We start from the raw sequence: 11,357 nt of genomic DNA, 5'->3' as shown, positions 1-11,357 counted from the left end.
ATCGTGAGTGCATCGATCCATGTGCGCCTCAAGCGCACCTATAAAGATTTCAGCCTCGACCTCGACCTGCAGCTGCCAGGCCGTGGCGTCACCGCGTTGTATGGGCATTCCGGCTCCGGCAAGACCACCTGCCTGCGTTGCATCGCCGGCCTGGAACAGGCCGAACAGGGCCTGGTGCGGATCAACGACGAAGTCTGGCAGGACAGCCAGCGCCAGTTGTTCGTGGCGCCGCACAAGCGTTCCCTGGGTTATGTGTTCCAGGAAGCCAGCCTGTTCGCCCACCTGTCGGTGCAGGCCAACCTGGCGTTCGGCCTCAAGCGCATCCCGCGCGCGCAGCGTCGTGTGGACATGGCCCAGGCCACCGAGTTGCTGGGCATCGGCCATCTGCTGCAGCGCCACCCGCACAACCTGTCCGGCGGCGAACGCCAGCGTGTCGGCATTGCCCGCGCGCTGCTCACCAGCCCGCGGCTGCTGCTGATGGACGAACCCTTGGCGGCCCTCGACAGCAAACGCAAAAGCGAGATCCTGCCGTACCTCGAACGCCTGCATGACGAGCTGGAAATCCCGGTGCTGTACGTCAGCCATTCCCAGGATGAAGTAGCGCGCCTGGCCGACCATATCGTCCTGCTGGAGAATGGCCGCGCCCTGGCCAGCGGGCCGATCGGCGAAACCCTGGCCCGCCTCGACCTGCCCCTGGCCCTGGGCGACGACGCCGGGGTGGTGATCGAAGGCCAGGTCAGCCACTACGACGCCGGTTACCAGTTGCTCGCCCTGCAACTGCCCGGCAGCCAGCTGCGGGTGCGGGTCGCCCATGCGCCGATGGCCATCGGCAAGCACTTGCGCTTCAAGGTCCAGGCGCGGGACGTCAGCCTCAGCCTGCAAGCGGGCGAGCACAGCAGCATCCTCAACCGCCTGCCGGTGACGGTCAGCGGCGAAATCCCCGCCGACAACACCGCGCATGTCCTGGTGCGCCTGGACGTCGCCGGCAACCCGCTGCTGGCACGGATCACCCGCTATTCCCGCGACCAGCTGGAGCTGCACCCGGGCCAGCAACTCTGGGCGCAGATCAAGGCGGTGGCCGTGCTCGCCTGACTCCCCGGCAAATCGGTTGGCACCCCGGCGCCGCACCGCGGTCAATCGCCAGACAGGCCTGATCGATTGATTGCCAAGGATTCCGCCATGCCCGATAGCCCACTGCGCCCGGACCTGCCACCTGACCTGCATTACGTCGACGATACCCAGCCGGGGATCAGCCGCAAGAAAGTGCGCGGCACGTTCGTCTATTTCGACCCGCAAGGCCAGCGTATCCGGGCACCCGACGAGATCCAGCGGATCAACGCCCTGGCCGTGCCGCCGGCTTATACCCAGGTTTGGATCTGCGCCGACCCGCGCGGTCACCTGCAAGCCACCGGCCGCGACGCCCGCGGGCGCAAGCAGTACCGCTACCACCCGCGCTGGCGGGAGGTGCGCGACGCCGACAAGTACTCGCGCCTGCTGGAATTCGGCAGCGCCCTGCCGCGCCTGCGCCAGCGACTGGAAGCCCTGCTGGCCACGCCCGGCTTCAGCCGCGACAAGGTCATGGCCACGGTCATCAGCCTGCTCGACGCCACCCTGATTCGTGTCGGCAACAGCCAGTACGCCCGCGACAACCGCTCCTACGGCCTGACCACCCTGCGCAACCGGCACGTGGCAATCAAAGGCAGCTCGATCCTCTTCCAGTTCCGCGGCAAGAGCGGCATCGAACACCAGATCAGCGTCAAGGACCCGCGCCTGGCGCGGATCCTCAAGCGCTGCCTGGAGCTGCCCGGACAGAACCTGTTCCAGTACCTCGACGAGAACGGCGAGCGCCACAGCGTCAGCTCCTCCGACGTCAACGCCTACCTGCAGGAGCTGACCGGTGCCGACTTCACCGCCAAGGACTACCGCACCTGGGCCGGCAGCACCCTGGCCCTGGCGGTGCTGCGCGAGCTGCACTGGGAACCCGAGGCCGAGGCGAAAAAGCACATCGTCGAGATGGTCAAGGACGTCGCCCGGCAACTGGGCAATACCCCCGCCGTGTGCCGCAAGTGCTACATCCATCCAGCGCTGCTCGAGGGCTTCGTACAGGGGCACCTGGCCGCCCTGCCGAGGCCGCGCAAACGCAAAGGGCTGCGGGCCGAGGAAGTCGGCCTGAGGATGTTTCTCGAGCGCCTGACGCAGCAGGCCTGAGGCTTTTGGCAATAGCCGCCCGGGTACCGCCGGGTTGTCATCCGGGACGCTGGCGCGTTAGGCTAGCCGCCCTTCCCCGTCACCGGACGATTGCCGACGTGAACAACTAAGCCTTCCAGAAATGTACTCGCGACAAGCCGCCTTGCAGCGCTTGTTGGCCTTTTTCGACATTTTCCGGAGGTGCTGATGACTCACGTCACACGGCTGCCTGCGCTGGTCTCCCTGAACCAGCTGACCTTCCAGTTCGCCCATGGCGAAACCCTGTTCGATTCACTCGACCTGACATTCGATGCCTTGCCTACCGGCATAGTCGGGCGCAATGGCACCGGCAAGAGCGTGCTCGCGCGCCTGATCGCCGGCGAGCTTTCGCCGTCCTCGGGCAGCATCACGCGCTTCGCCCGCGTGGCCTATGTCGCCCAGGAACATCTGGCGCAGGAGGGCCAGAGCGTCGCCCAGGTTGCCGGCATCGCTCCGGCCCTGGCCGCCCTCAAGCGCCTCGCCGCGGGCCAGGCCTCGATGGCCGACCTGGCGCAGGTCGACGAGCGCTGGGACCTTGGCGAACGCCTGCGCCGCCTGCTGGACGAGGCCGGTCTCGACAGGATCGGCCCCGACGATCCGGCCGCCCTCCTCAGCGGCGGGCAACGGGCGCGTATCGCGGTGATCGGCGCCCTGCTCAGCGATGCCCAGCTGCTGATACTCGACGAACCGAGCAACCACCTCGACGAGCCCGGTCGCCAGTGGCTGCTGGCGCAGCTTCGGCAGCGGCGCGGCGGACTGCTGCTGATCAGCCATGACCGCCAGTTGCTGGCGCAGATGCAGCGCATCGTCGAACTCACGCCCCAGGGCGCGCGGGTCTACGGCGGCAACTACGCGGCGTTCCGCGCCCAGCGCGAAGCCGAGCACGGCGCGGCGCGGGCCGCCCTGGAACACGCCCGAACCGAACGCAGTCGCGAACAGAAGCGCCTGCAACGCGAACATGACACTATCCAGCGCCACGCCGCTGGCGCCCGACGTTATGCCGACACCGCCAACATCGCCAGCTTTGAACGGATGAAGATAAAAGGCGCCACCCGGGACATCATGGGCCATGTGCGCAACCGCCAGCAGGGCCACAAGACCAATCTCGATCAGCAGGTCCGCGACGCCTATGCGCGGCTGGTGCCGCAGGCGCCCACCCTGGTGACGCTGCCCGGCACCGCGGTACCCCAGGGGCAACAGGTGTTCTGCCTGACCCAGGCGCAACTGCCCTGGCTGCCGCCCGAGGCCGCCGCCAGCTACCTCGACCTGACCGTCACCGGGCCCATGCGCATCGCGGTCAGCGGACCCAACGGCTGCGGAAAATCCACCCTGCTGAAGATGCTGGCCGGCGAGTTCCAGCCCTTGCGCGGCCAATGCGAAGTACGGGTGGCCAGCGCCTGCCTTGACCAGCGCCTGTCGCTGCTCGATCCGCAGCGCTCGATCCTCGACCACCTGGGAGCCCTCGACCGGCCACTGCAGGAAGGGCTGCTGCGCAGCCGCCTGGCCTGGCTGCAACTCGACGCCCGACGCGTGACCCAGCCCTGTGGCCGGCTCAGCGGCGGCGAACGGCTCAAGGCCGCGCTGGCGATGGCCCTGTGGCGCGACACACCGGCCAAGCTGCTGCTCCTGGACGAGCCGACCAACCACCTGGACCTGGAATCGGTGGAAGCCTTCGAAAGCGCGCTGCGCGGTTTCCCCGGCGCGATGCTGGTGGTGTCCCACGACCGCGAGTTCCTCGCCGCCATGGCGCCCAGCCACCGGCTGCAATGGACGCCAGCCGGCTGGAGGCTGGACGAGGAAAACCAATGAACAGGCTTTTGCACGAATTTCAAAGTTGCTTCTATAGTTGCTCTGAGCAGCTATCAACCAGGGAAGCGCCATGGAAGACATTTTTGTCGTAAAGCGCTGCAACAAGATCATCATCCAGGGTCGACGCGCCGGGGAAGCCGCCCACGGCGCGCCGATCGCCGCCCACTGGTACCGCATCGCCGACACCCGCACCGATGGTTTCATCGGCGATGGCTACGACCTGGAAGAGGACGCCGTGCGCGAATGCCGCCGGCTCAATGCCGCCAGCCGTCGCGCCTGAAACCGTGGACAACCGGGGCAACCACTCGCTGGCAATGATGAAATTTCTTTCACTGTGAACCCGCCAAGGCTTCGCTAAAGTGGCTCACGCTTATTGAAGACTCCCGACTGGCCCACCGCCCCCCGGTGGGTCTTTTTTATGGGCGATCGCCAAGGGCCGGGCAGCGGCTTGGCGGAGGATGCCGGGCATAAGCGGGGCCACATGATGCGGGCAAGACGCCGCTTACTTGAGCCGGACGGCGGTGCCAGTGACAAACACCACCACCATGCCGCCACGGCCGCTGGGCATGCTGATCTCGTAGTCCAGGCCGACCACCGCATCCGCGCGCAGATCGCGGGCGCGCTCCTTGATCTCGTCGGTCGCCTGCACCCGGGCTTCTTTCAGGGCCCGCTCCAGGGTCTGGGAACGCCCACCGAAAAAATCGCGCATCCCGGCGAAGACATCCCGCACGACGTTGATCCCCTGCACGGACTCGGCGCTTACGATATCCAGGTACTCGGCAATCTCTCGCCCCGCGATCGCGTGGGTGGTGGTGATAATCACGGCATTCTCCTTTGACCGGCGCGACCCGGCCCTGAACCCGGGCGGGGTCGCAAAAAAACGCGATGGTAGCAGACCCTCCGCGGGTGGCCATGGAGAGCATGTCGGGCGCGGTTGCCGCAGCAGCCTGCAAGGCGATGCCAAGGGCGAGCCTGTCCGTGGTTAAATCCGCCAGCGGATAACCGCAGATCCTTTCCCAGTTGGAGTTTTCACATGGATGTCATTCAGTCGCGAGCCCCCGAACAATGCGCAGGCATGGAGGATATCCGCCGCGAGATCGATCGCCTCGACCAGGCTGTCATCAAGCTTCTGGGCGAACGTTTCCGGTACGTCTTGGCCGCGTCGAAATTCAAGACCTCGGAAACCGCCATACGCGCCCCCGAGCGCTTTCGCGCCATGCTCCTGCAACGCCGGGAATGGGCCCAGGCCGAGGGCCTGAGCGCCGACGCCATCGAAAAGCTCTACAGCGACCTGGTGCAACACTTCATCGCAGAGGAGCTCAAGGGCTGGAAATCCGCCCAGGCCCAGTCACCGGCCTGAGGGCAAAAGAAAACCCGACAGCCAGGGAACAAGCCAGGCTGCCGGGCAGGGTCGTGGAGGGGGTTATCGGGTATTGGCCCCTCGCGCAGCCTTCTTGGCCTTCGCCTTGTAGGCCGGCAAGGCTGCCGCGTAGGCCAGGGCCTCCTCCCGGGTATCAAAGGAACCAAGACGGTCGCCCTTGGTGCAGACCCGCCAGGGGCCGCTGTTGACGCTGACCACGTCATAGCCGTTCATGTGCATCTTGTTCAGCATTGGAACGCTCATAATCGCCTCCCTTTCGGTAGAGATCGGCCGAGGTTGTCGCGAACACCTTACACCCGGCCCGCGCGGGTGGGGGTTCCATCCATCGCCACCGGGCGGGAACGCGCGGCCGGTCTTTCACTTGCGCTTCAGGTTTCCCAGAGGGTCATACGCCCGGGACTTGGGTTCTTTCTCCGGCCTGTTGTCCCTGGGCGCTTTCGCCGGACCTATCGGGTCCACCTGCGGATCGGCCAGATCCGGAGAGTCAGGGTCGAAGCCCAGTTCGTCCTTGCCGGAAGCGTGCTCGGATGAACGCGGGCCCGTTGGCCTGTTCGTACTCATGGGTACCTCCCGACCACGATGGAATGTCTTTCAATGAGAGGGCCATTCTCATGCAGGGTGCAAAACAGCTGACGAATGGTAATCGATCAAACAGCGTTTTCTGCCGTGCTTATGGCGTTTTGGCAGGTCTGCCGGAGCCGAATCATGAGCTGCGTTATCAGCCCATATCCAGGCCTGCGTTTCGTCGCCCTGTCGTTGCTAGGGCCATAGCGCAAGCGCACACTGGCTGCAGCTGACGGATCAGCTCCCCCTCTGCAAAAAGCCCGCCCATGCGGGCTTTTTGTCTATCCGCCCTCCCCGCGTCCCGTCCTTTGCGAATACGACCCGCTGCCCTCGTCGTTCGGCTTTACTTCAACTGATGCACCCAGGCGTCTCTTCATGACACTTACCATCGGGAGCCCTGCCATGAACAAAACACTTATCGTCATGACCGCTCTGCTGTCAGCCGTCGCCGGCTGCACCAGCGACGCTCATGTCTACCGCAATCAGCCGCTGGTGGCGAAGGTCGAGACCGGCATGACCCAGGAACAAGTCCGACAGATCGGCGGCGAACCGGTGGCCGTCACCCCTCGCACCGTGGAACTCGGCACCTGCTTCGACTATGTGTTGACCCAGGACGGCCATAAACAGCCGTTCAATGTCAGCTTCGACGGCAACGGCAAAGTCGATCACAAAAGCTTCCTCACCTGCGCCGAATGGAGCCACGCCCAGCAGAAAGCCAGGGCTCCAGGCAGCGGCACGGGAGGCATGGGCGGTATGGGTGGTGGCTATTGAGCTGCGCTGGCCAGAATTGGCGGCGATTGCGGGCGGGGCATGGCCAGATGAAATTTCTTTCACTGTGAGCCGAGCGCCAGGCGGGTAGATTCCACCCTGCTCATTCAACTATTGGCCCGCTCCCCGCGGGCTTTTTTTTGCCTTGCAGGGGGGCCTCGAGGAAGGAGCGAAAGTGGCATCGAGTGGCGGGAAGAACCGCCGAAGGCAAATTCCAGGCAAAAAAAAGCCCAAGTAGCTGATGGACACTTGGGGCTAAAAATGCATAAACCGTGGTAGGTGAACGCGGGGCTATCTTAACGTCCCGAAGAACATGTAACAATATATTTTGAGGTTATTTTTACCCTAAATATTTTCTAAGCCCTTAAATAACCACATGTTTTTTCAGGCTATGGCCGATTCGTCACCTTGTTGGCGCCAGCAAAAAAGCGCCGCCGCCCTTCTTTTCGCATGACTACGTCTGCGTGAATCGCTTGCCTGCCATCAGGCATACAGGATCACGCACTCCGAAAACGAAGAAAACTCACCGGCTTCCACTGGCCCGTTGGCGCTGACCAACCTTGCCGCGAAGGACAGCCTGAAACCCGGTGCCACCGGGTATTCGGCACGCCCTTCATGGCCCAGAAGCACGACTTTTCCCTCGCTGTCCAGCAGTTGAACGCCCACATTGCGTGCGGAGCCGGCCTCTTCATAGTCATTCATCAAGATCACACCATCACTGGTGATGCCATCAAAGTAGACCTGGACCTTGCTCGCCCCCTTGAGCCTGTCTTCGTTCAACTCGACACTGAAAAACTGCGGAAGACTGCCACCCGCCTGAAGCACATCAAGGCTCGATGTACCCAGTTCGACCACCTGCTCCATGCCGCTGGAGCGCCGACGTGAAGCGCCGGGAACAACACTCGCCCCCAGGCCATTATCAGGATCGATCGTCCACGTGGGAGCGGTAACCCTGGCGCGAAAATCAAAGAACTTACCAACATTTTGAGTGGGCATTATTTATTCCTTTAATTGAATGCAAACATGCGATCGGTTCAGTCCGGAGCAGCCACCCAGGCCGCTCTTCCTGCCTGTCGCCATGCGCTTTTTCAATGGGCGAAACGCAGCCGGCTCGATAGTCGATGCCAGTCAAAAAAGCGCACACGGCGAACGCTGAAACCTTAGAACGGCGCCAAATCGGCGTCCCTAGGACACTTCCGAAACTCTCCACTCAATTATCAGATCGCGCTGGAATGTTCCTGAAGAGGTGGCTCGGCAAAATCACCACCAAGGCGGTTTACCTGTATTTGAGCCCACGAAAAGCAGGAAAGCCGAGGTCAAACAGGATGTTTGGGAAAGGAATATCGGCGGGAATGCGCAACGCTGTATATCAGGCAAAAAGCCCGGTCTTGCACCGGGCTTGCTGGTGGGTCGGCCCGGAATCAGTCCAGGGCGTCGTGCAGAACTTCGTAGATGATGCCTGTGGCGATGGCGACCAGGATCAAGTCAGTGCCGGCCTGTTGCCACTCATAGCCGTCATAGTGCGGCAGCCGGCCGAGCATCCGGCCATCGAGTTTTTTCGCGATGCCCGGCGGCAGTGGTTTGCCTCGGGCCAGGTTTTTCTGGATGCCCGGCGGCAGGGCCGGCCCGGGTGACCAGTAGTCACGACTGTCGCCAATGATCACGCGAATACCGCCGACATCGACTTGAGGGCCGTCATACCGCCCGCCCTGCTTGTAGTTCTGGGATTTGTTGCCTTTATTGCCATGTCCGCCCTGATTGCCATGGGGGTTGCCCTTGCCGTTCCCTGGGTCCGCATACAAGGCAGTCGAGCCGAATAAAAACGCGGCGCTTGCTAAAACAGCTACAACCGAACGAGTCGTCATCTCTGCAGTCCTCTGCATGAATCCAGCCGTGGTGCCATTCGTCATGACTCCCGAACTATAGACAGCCGATTGCGTCTTAGTTCATGCAAACCTCTCCCTATCTATGGAAGCAATCATGCTTTTAAAGAAAAAAAATCTCGTGACTGCCGTGACCTGTGTACTGATGCTGGCAGCGGCTCCTCTGCTCCCCATGACGTCCGCTTATGCCAAGGACGGTGGTGGCCATGGTGGGGGAAATGGCGGTGGCAACGGCGGGGGGCATGGCGGCCAGGCAGGTGGTCACTCGGGAGGGGTCAGCAGCAAGGGCCATAACGGCGGCCTGAAAAGCGACCCAGCCGGCAAGTCGGTTCGCAATCTTGGAGAAAATGGCAACCATTACGGCAGCATTCGTAACGACAGCAACGGCCATGGCTCGACCACTTCCGGCGTGGCTCATTCCAAAGATACCCGCGGACTGTCAAAAGCCACCGCGATCTCGGACACCACGCCCGGGGACCACAACTCGAAAGGCCTGGGCAACGCCAGCGTCTCCTCGAGCAAGAATGATCGATAGACCCTGCCTCATGCTCTCCAGCTGAATCGGTTTCAACACCCTCGGTTGGTCAGCATCGCCCCCGCATCAAAAGCCCGGCCCAGCGCCGGGCTTTTTAGTACCGGCCTCCGCCCGGCGGCGCCCTCTTCTGCCCTCATGGTTCGGGCAAAGATGAAACTATCTTTAAGTAACCTTCATGAAGCGAAGCGTCTGAGTGCCTACCCTTCTGGGACCGACAAAGTGAACTACAGGAGTAACTCACGATGTTTTCCCATGAAGGTCTCGGTCTGATGTCCATCTTCATTGTCCTGCTGCTGTGCGTGCTGGCGATGTTCATTCATCCTGTGCACGCACTCTGGAGCTGGGTTCAAAGGCGTAGACGCAGGTTGTCGGTAGAAAACGCGGAGCGTGAAGGCACGCCCTACTCACGCTGAACAGCCCCCCATCCAACGAAGCCCGGCCATGTCCGGGCTTCTGCTTTCTTGCTTCTACGCAACCGATCACCCTCAGCTCAGGCTCAGAGCCGCGCGGGCCGTTTGCGCCGGTCAATCACAACCGCGATAGCCGCCAGCAAAATTGCCAGGGTGTAGGCAAACAGCCCGAGGTTGATGCCCAGGATCAACTTCTCAGAGCCATCGGTGAGCACCATCGACCCACCGTAAGACTGCTGAAGCCCGTAAGCCGCCAAGAAGCCGCCCGTGACGAATACCGTCAGCAGGCTGGACAGGCGAAGGTTGCTCTTCAACCACACCAGCCACAGCTGCCAGACCTCATGCAACCGTGCATGCGGCTCCCAGGCCGGGTTGAAAACATGGGTCTGATTGATCTCCAGCACCGGCACCACAACGGCGTAGAAGATAATCCCGATCGTCACAAACAGCTTTGCTATCACTTGGAACCTCCTTGTGAGCGCGGCAAAACGCCAGTGCTTCAGCGGCCTATAAAGACACGCAAACGAATAAAGATCACGTTCGATATGCGCCAAAAGTCGGGGGAAAATGACGGCCTGGGCACAGCCAATGGGTACCGCTCGTCCAGACCGTGGTGCCCTGTCCCGTTCCTCATCTACACCTTTAACCATGGACTTCCGGTCGTATTCATCCGACCTCTTCAGCGCCGCTCTTGGATATGGAGGATTGGGCAGCCGACATTCGATTCGATGGCACACGAAGCGCCATGCGAAACCGCAGTACCTCAAGCTTCGAGTTTCATTTCTCAAGGAACGGAAAAATGATCACGAACTGCACGAACTGGCATGCCTGGCTGGACACCATGCCACCCAAACCGGACGAACTTTATGTAGTCGGAGACGTTGAAGTCGCCAACCCAGGGGTCAAGGCCTATCTGACGGTACGAGTCCCGCAGGGTATCAACCCGGCAATACTCCTGCTGGATCTGCACCTGTACCAAAGGCCAGGGGATTGGATTCAGACAATCACCTGCACGCAAGTCAGGTTCACCCGGGTGCTGCCGCCCAACGCCACGCTCTACAGCGCGATTGAAATCTTCCACAACGGCGAGCGAATCGCGTACATCGACAAAATCCCACACATCTCCTGACTGATCCGTACTGCATCAGTGGAGCCTTGATATCCGACTGCGACCGCCTGATCCTCGATCAGTCGGTCGCCTCCCTCGCCGCACTCCTGCATCTTTTAATATGTTGGCTATTGAACTGGCCAGCGCCTACTTCTAGCCTGCAACCCGTTATCAGGAAAAGCGCAAGAGAAATGATCAGAAGATTTGAACAGCAAGATATGGATGCCGTGCTGGACATCTGGCTGCAGGCCTCGCTGAAAGCCCACAATTTTATCGACGCCTCATTCTGGCAGTCGCAAGTCGACAACATGCGCAACCTGTACCTCCCGGCGTCAGAGACCTATGTCATCGAGCGACAATCCAAAGTGCAGGGCTTCTATTCACTGCACGACAACCAACTTGCCGCCCTCTTTGTTGCACCTGAATTCCAGGCCAAGGGTATTGGCAAGCAATTGCTCGCCCATGCCAGGGCACAACGCCCCATGTTGAGTCTGGCGGTATACAAGGACAATACCGCCAGCTACGGCTTTTACCTGGCACAAGGTTTTGTCGTGACCCACGAACAGACGGATGAGCAAACCGGGCAGCAGGAATACCTTATGAGCTGCGCCCCGCTCTGATCCATGTAACTCGTCACGCTATGTCCGGAACATGCCGACTGTGCCCCTCTTTA

General features: G+C 61.7%; 16 protein-coding genes. 10 read left to right on the top strand and 6 right to left on the bottom strand.

Annotation, left to right across the window (positions count from 1 at the left end; translation table 11 throughout):
- Positions 1–3: 3 nt before the first annotated feature.
- The 4 genes from modC (at position 4) to CRO75_RS22960 (ending at position 4,315) form a co-directional block, all read left to right on the top strand.
- Entirely contained in the window at positions 4–1,092 is a 1,089-nt protein-coding gene (gene modC, locus CRO75_RS22975) for a molybdenum ABC transporter ATP-binding protein (protein ID WP_097138437.1), read from the top strand.
- Between the two features lie 87 nt (positions 1,093–1,179).
- On the top strand, positions 1,180–2,208 hold the full coding sequence (locus CRO75_RS22970; protein WP_009044234.1) for a DNA topoisomerase IB: 1,029 nt from the start codon (positions 1,180–1,182) through the stop codon (positions 2,206–2,208).
- A gap of 186 nt (positions 2,209–2,394) precedes the next feature.
- Complete coding sequence (locus CRO75_RS22965; RefSeq protein WP_097138435.1) at positions 2,395–4,035, top strand: ABC-F family ATP-binding cassette domain-containing protein; 1,641 nt, start codon at positions 2,395–2,397, stop codon at positions 4,033–4,035.
- Positions 4,036–4,105: 70 nt separating this feature from the next.
- On the top strand, positions 4,106–4,315 hold the full coding sequence (locus CRO75_RS22960; protein ID WP_023965801.1) for a hypothetical protein: 210 nt from the start codon (positions 4,106–4,108) through the stop codon (positions 4,313–4,315).
- Positions 4,316–4,537: 222 nt separating this feature from the next.
- On the opposite strand, the gene CRO75_RS22955 is transcribed toward CRO75_RS22960, so the two are convergent.
- Positions 4,538–4,858 carry a heavy metal-binding domain-containing protein gene (locus CRO75_RS22955; RefSeq protein WP_009044236.1) on the bottom strand — a complete coding sequence of 107 codons (321 nt, stop codon included), beginning with the start codon at positions 4,856–4,858 and terminating at the stop codon, positions 4,538–4,540.
- 210 nt (positions 4,859–5,068) lie between these two features.
- Between CRO75_RS22955 and CRO75_RS22950 the strand changes: the two genes are divergently transcribed.
- Positions 5,069–5,395 carry an isochorismate lyase gene (locus tag CRO75_RS22950; RefSeq protein WP_097138433.1) on the top strand — a complete coding sequence of 109 codons (327 nt, stop codon included), beginning with the start codon at positions 5,069–5,071 and terminating at the stop codon, positions 5,393–5,395.
- A gap of 63 nt (positions 5,396–5,458) precedes the next feature.
- On the opposite strand, the gene CRO75_RS22945 is transcribed toward CRO75_RS22950, so the two are convergent.
- Both CRO75_RS22945 and CRO75_RS22940 read right to left on the bottom strand, forming a co-directional pair.
- Complete coding sequence (locus CRO75_RS22945) at positions 5,459–5,659, bottom strand: DUF2188 domain-containing protein (protein ID WP_097138431.1); 201 nt, start codon at positions 5,657–5,659, stop codon at positions 5,459–5,461.
- A 114-nt stretch (positions 5,660–5,773) separates the two neighbouring features.
- A complete protein-coding gene (locus tag CRO75_RS22940) occupies positions 5,774–5,977 on the bottom strand; it encodes a DUF6021 family protein (RefSeq protein ID WP_037004783.1) in 204 nt (67 codons plus the stop codon).
- Between the two features lie 405 nt (positions 5,978–6,382).
- On the opposite strand from CRO75_RS22940, the gene osmE reads away from it, so the two are divergent.
- Positions 6,383–6,751: an osmotically-inducible lipoprotein OsmE gene (gene osmE, locus CRO75_RS22935; protein WP_097138429.1), complete on the top strand. Its 369-nt coding sequence runs from the start codon at positions 6,383–6,385 to the stop codon at positions 6,749–6,751.
- 480 nt (positions 6,752–7,231) lie between these two features.
- On the opposite strand, the gene CRO75_RS22930 is transcribed toward osmE, so the two are convergent.
- Both CRO75_RS22930 and CRO75_RS22925 read right to left on the bottom strand, forming a co-directional pair.
- Positions 7,232–7,744, bottom strand: coding sequence for a fimbrial protein (locus CRO75_RS22930; RefSeq protein WP_097138427.1), 513 nt, complete (start codon positions 7,742–7,744; stop codon positions 7,232–7,234).
- A gap of 425 nt (positions 7,745–8,169) precedes the next feature.
- Complete coding sequence (locus CRO75_RS22925) at positions 8,170–8,613, bottom strand: anti-virulence regulator CigR family protein (RefSeq protein ID WP_097138425.1); 444 nt, start codon at positions 8,611–8,613, stop codon at positions 8,170–8,172.
- A 115-nt stretch (positions 8,614–8,728) separates the two neighbouring features.
- Between CRO75_RS22925 and CRO75_RS22920 the strand changes: the two genes are divergently transcribed.
- Both CRO75_RS22920 and CRO75_RS33050 read left to right on the top strand, forming a co-directional pair.
- Positions 8,729–9,166, top strand: coding sequence for a hypothetical protein (locus CRO75_RS22920; RefSeq protein ID WP_097138423.1), 438 nt, complete (start codon positions 8,729–8,731; stop codon positions 9,164–9,166).
- 242 nt (positions 9,167–9,408) lie between these two features.
- A complete protein-coding gene (locus tag CRO75_RS33050; protein ID WP_177409780.1) occupies positions 9,409–9,579 on the top strand; it encodes a hypothetical protein in 171 nt (56 codons plus the stop codon).
- Positions 9,580–9,662: 83 nt separating this feature from the next.
- Here the strand turns inward: CRO75_RS33050 and CRO75_RS22915 are convergent, their stop codons facing one another.
- Entirely contained in the window at positions 9,663–10,037 is a 375-nt protein-coding gene (locus tag CRO75_RS22915) for a hypothetical protein (RefSeq protein WP_097138421.1), read from the bottom strand.
- A gap of 338 nt (positions 10,038–10,375) precedes the next feature.
- Between CRO75_RS22915 and CRO75_RS22910 the strand changes: the two genes are divergently transcribed.
- Both CRO75_RS22910 and CRO75_RS22905 read left to right on the top strand, forming a co-directional pair.
- Positions 10,376–10,705, top strand: a complete 330-nt coding sequence (locus CRO75_RS22910) for a hypothetical protein (protein ID WP_097138419.1) — start codon at positions 10,376–10,378, stop codon at positions 10,703–10,705.
- A 170-nt stretch (positions 10,706–10,875) separates the two neighbouring features.
- Positions 10,876–11,304, top strand: coding sequence for an N-acetyltransferase (locus CRO75_RS22905; protein ID WP_097138417.1), 429 nt, complete (start codon positions 10,876–10,878; stop codon positions 11,302–11,304).
- The last annotated feature ends 53 nt before the right edge of the window (positions 11,305–11,357 follow it).

The sequence above is a fragment of the Pseudomonas sp. LAMO17WK12:I10 genome (assembly GCF_900215185.1).
Lineage (GTDB): Bacteria > Pseudomonadota > Gammaproteobacteria > Pseudomonadales > Pseudomonadaceae > Aquipseudomonas > Aquipseudomonas chlororaphis.
Note: the sequence above shows the minus strand (reverse complement) of the source record. Positions and strands in the feature narration are given on the sequence as shown.

What these genes read in the sequence shown, in the direction of transcription:
- CRO75_RS22970 (WP_009044234.1), top strand. Translation starts at nt 1,180, where the DNA reads ATGCCCGATAGCCCACTGCGCCCGGACCTGCCACCTGACCTGCATTAC.
- CRO75_RS22965 (WP_097138435.1), top strand. Translation starts at nt 2,395, where the DNA reads ATGACTCACGTCACACGGCTGCCTGCGCTGGTCTCCCTGAACCAGCTG.
- CRO75_RS22960 (WP_023965801.1), top strand. Translation starts at nt 4,106, where the DNA reads ATGGAAGACATTTTTGTCGTAAAGCGCTGCAACAAGATCATCATCCAG.
- CRO75_RS22950 (WP_097138433.1), top strand. Translation starts at nt 5,069, where the DNA reads ATGGATGTCATTCAGTCGCGAGCCCCCGAACAATGCGCAGGCATGGAG.
- CRO75_RS22945 (WP_097138431.1), bottom strand. Translation starts at nt 5,659, where the DNA reads ATGAGCGTTCCAATGCTGAACAAGATGCACATGAACGGCTATGACGTG.
- CRO75_RS22940 (WP_037004783.1), bottom strand. Translation starts at nt 5,977, where the DNA reads ATGAGTACGAACAGGCCAACGGGCCCGCGTTCATCCGAGCACGCTTCC.
- osmE (WP_097138429.1), top strand. Translation starts at nt 6,383, where the DNA reads ATGAACAAAACACTTATCGTCATGACCGCTCTGCTGTCAGCCGTCGCC.
- CRO75_RS22930 (WP_097138427.1), bottom strand. Translation starts at nt 7,744, where the DNA reads ATGCCCACTCAAAATGTTGGTAAGTTCTTTGATTTTCGCGCCAGGGTT.
- CRO75_RS22925 (WP_097138425.1), bottom strand. Translation starts at nt 8,613, where the DNA reads ATGACGACTCGTTCGGTTGTAGCTGTTTTAGCAAGCGCCGCGTTTTTA.
- CRO75_RS22920 (WP_097138423.1), top strand. Translation starts at nt 8,729, where the DNA reads ATGCTTTTAAAGAAAAAAAATCTCGTGACTGCCGTGACCTGTGTACTG.
- CRO75_RS33050 (WP_177409780.1), top strand. Translation starts at nt 9,409, where the DNA reads ATGTTTTCCCATGAAGGTCTCGGTCTGATGTCCATCTTCATTGTCCTG.
- CRO75_RS22910 (WP_097138419.1), top strand. Translation starts at nt 10,376, where the DNA reads ATGATCACGAACTGCACGAACTGGCATGCCTGGCTGGACACCATGCCA.
- CRO75_RS22905 (WP_097138417.1), top strand. Translation starts at nt 10,876, where the DNA reads ATGATCAGAAGATTTGAACAGCAAGATATGGATGCCGTGCTGGACATC.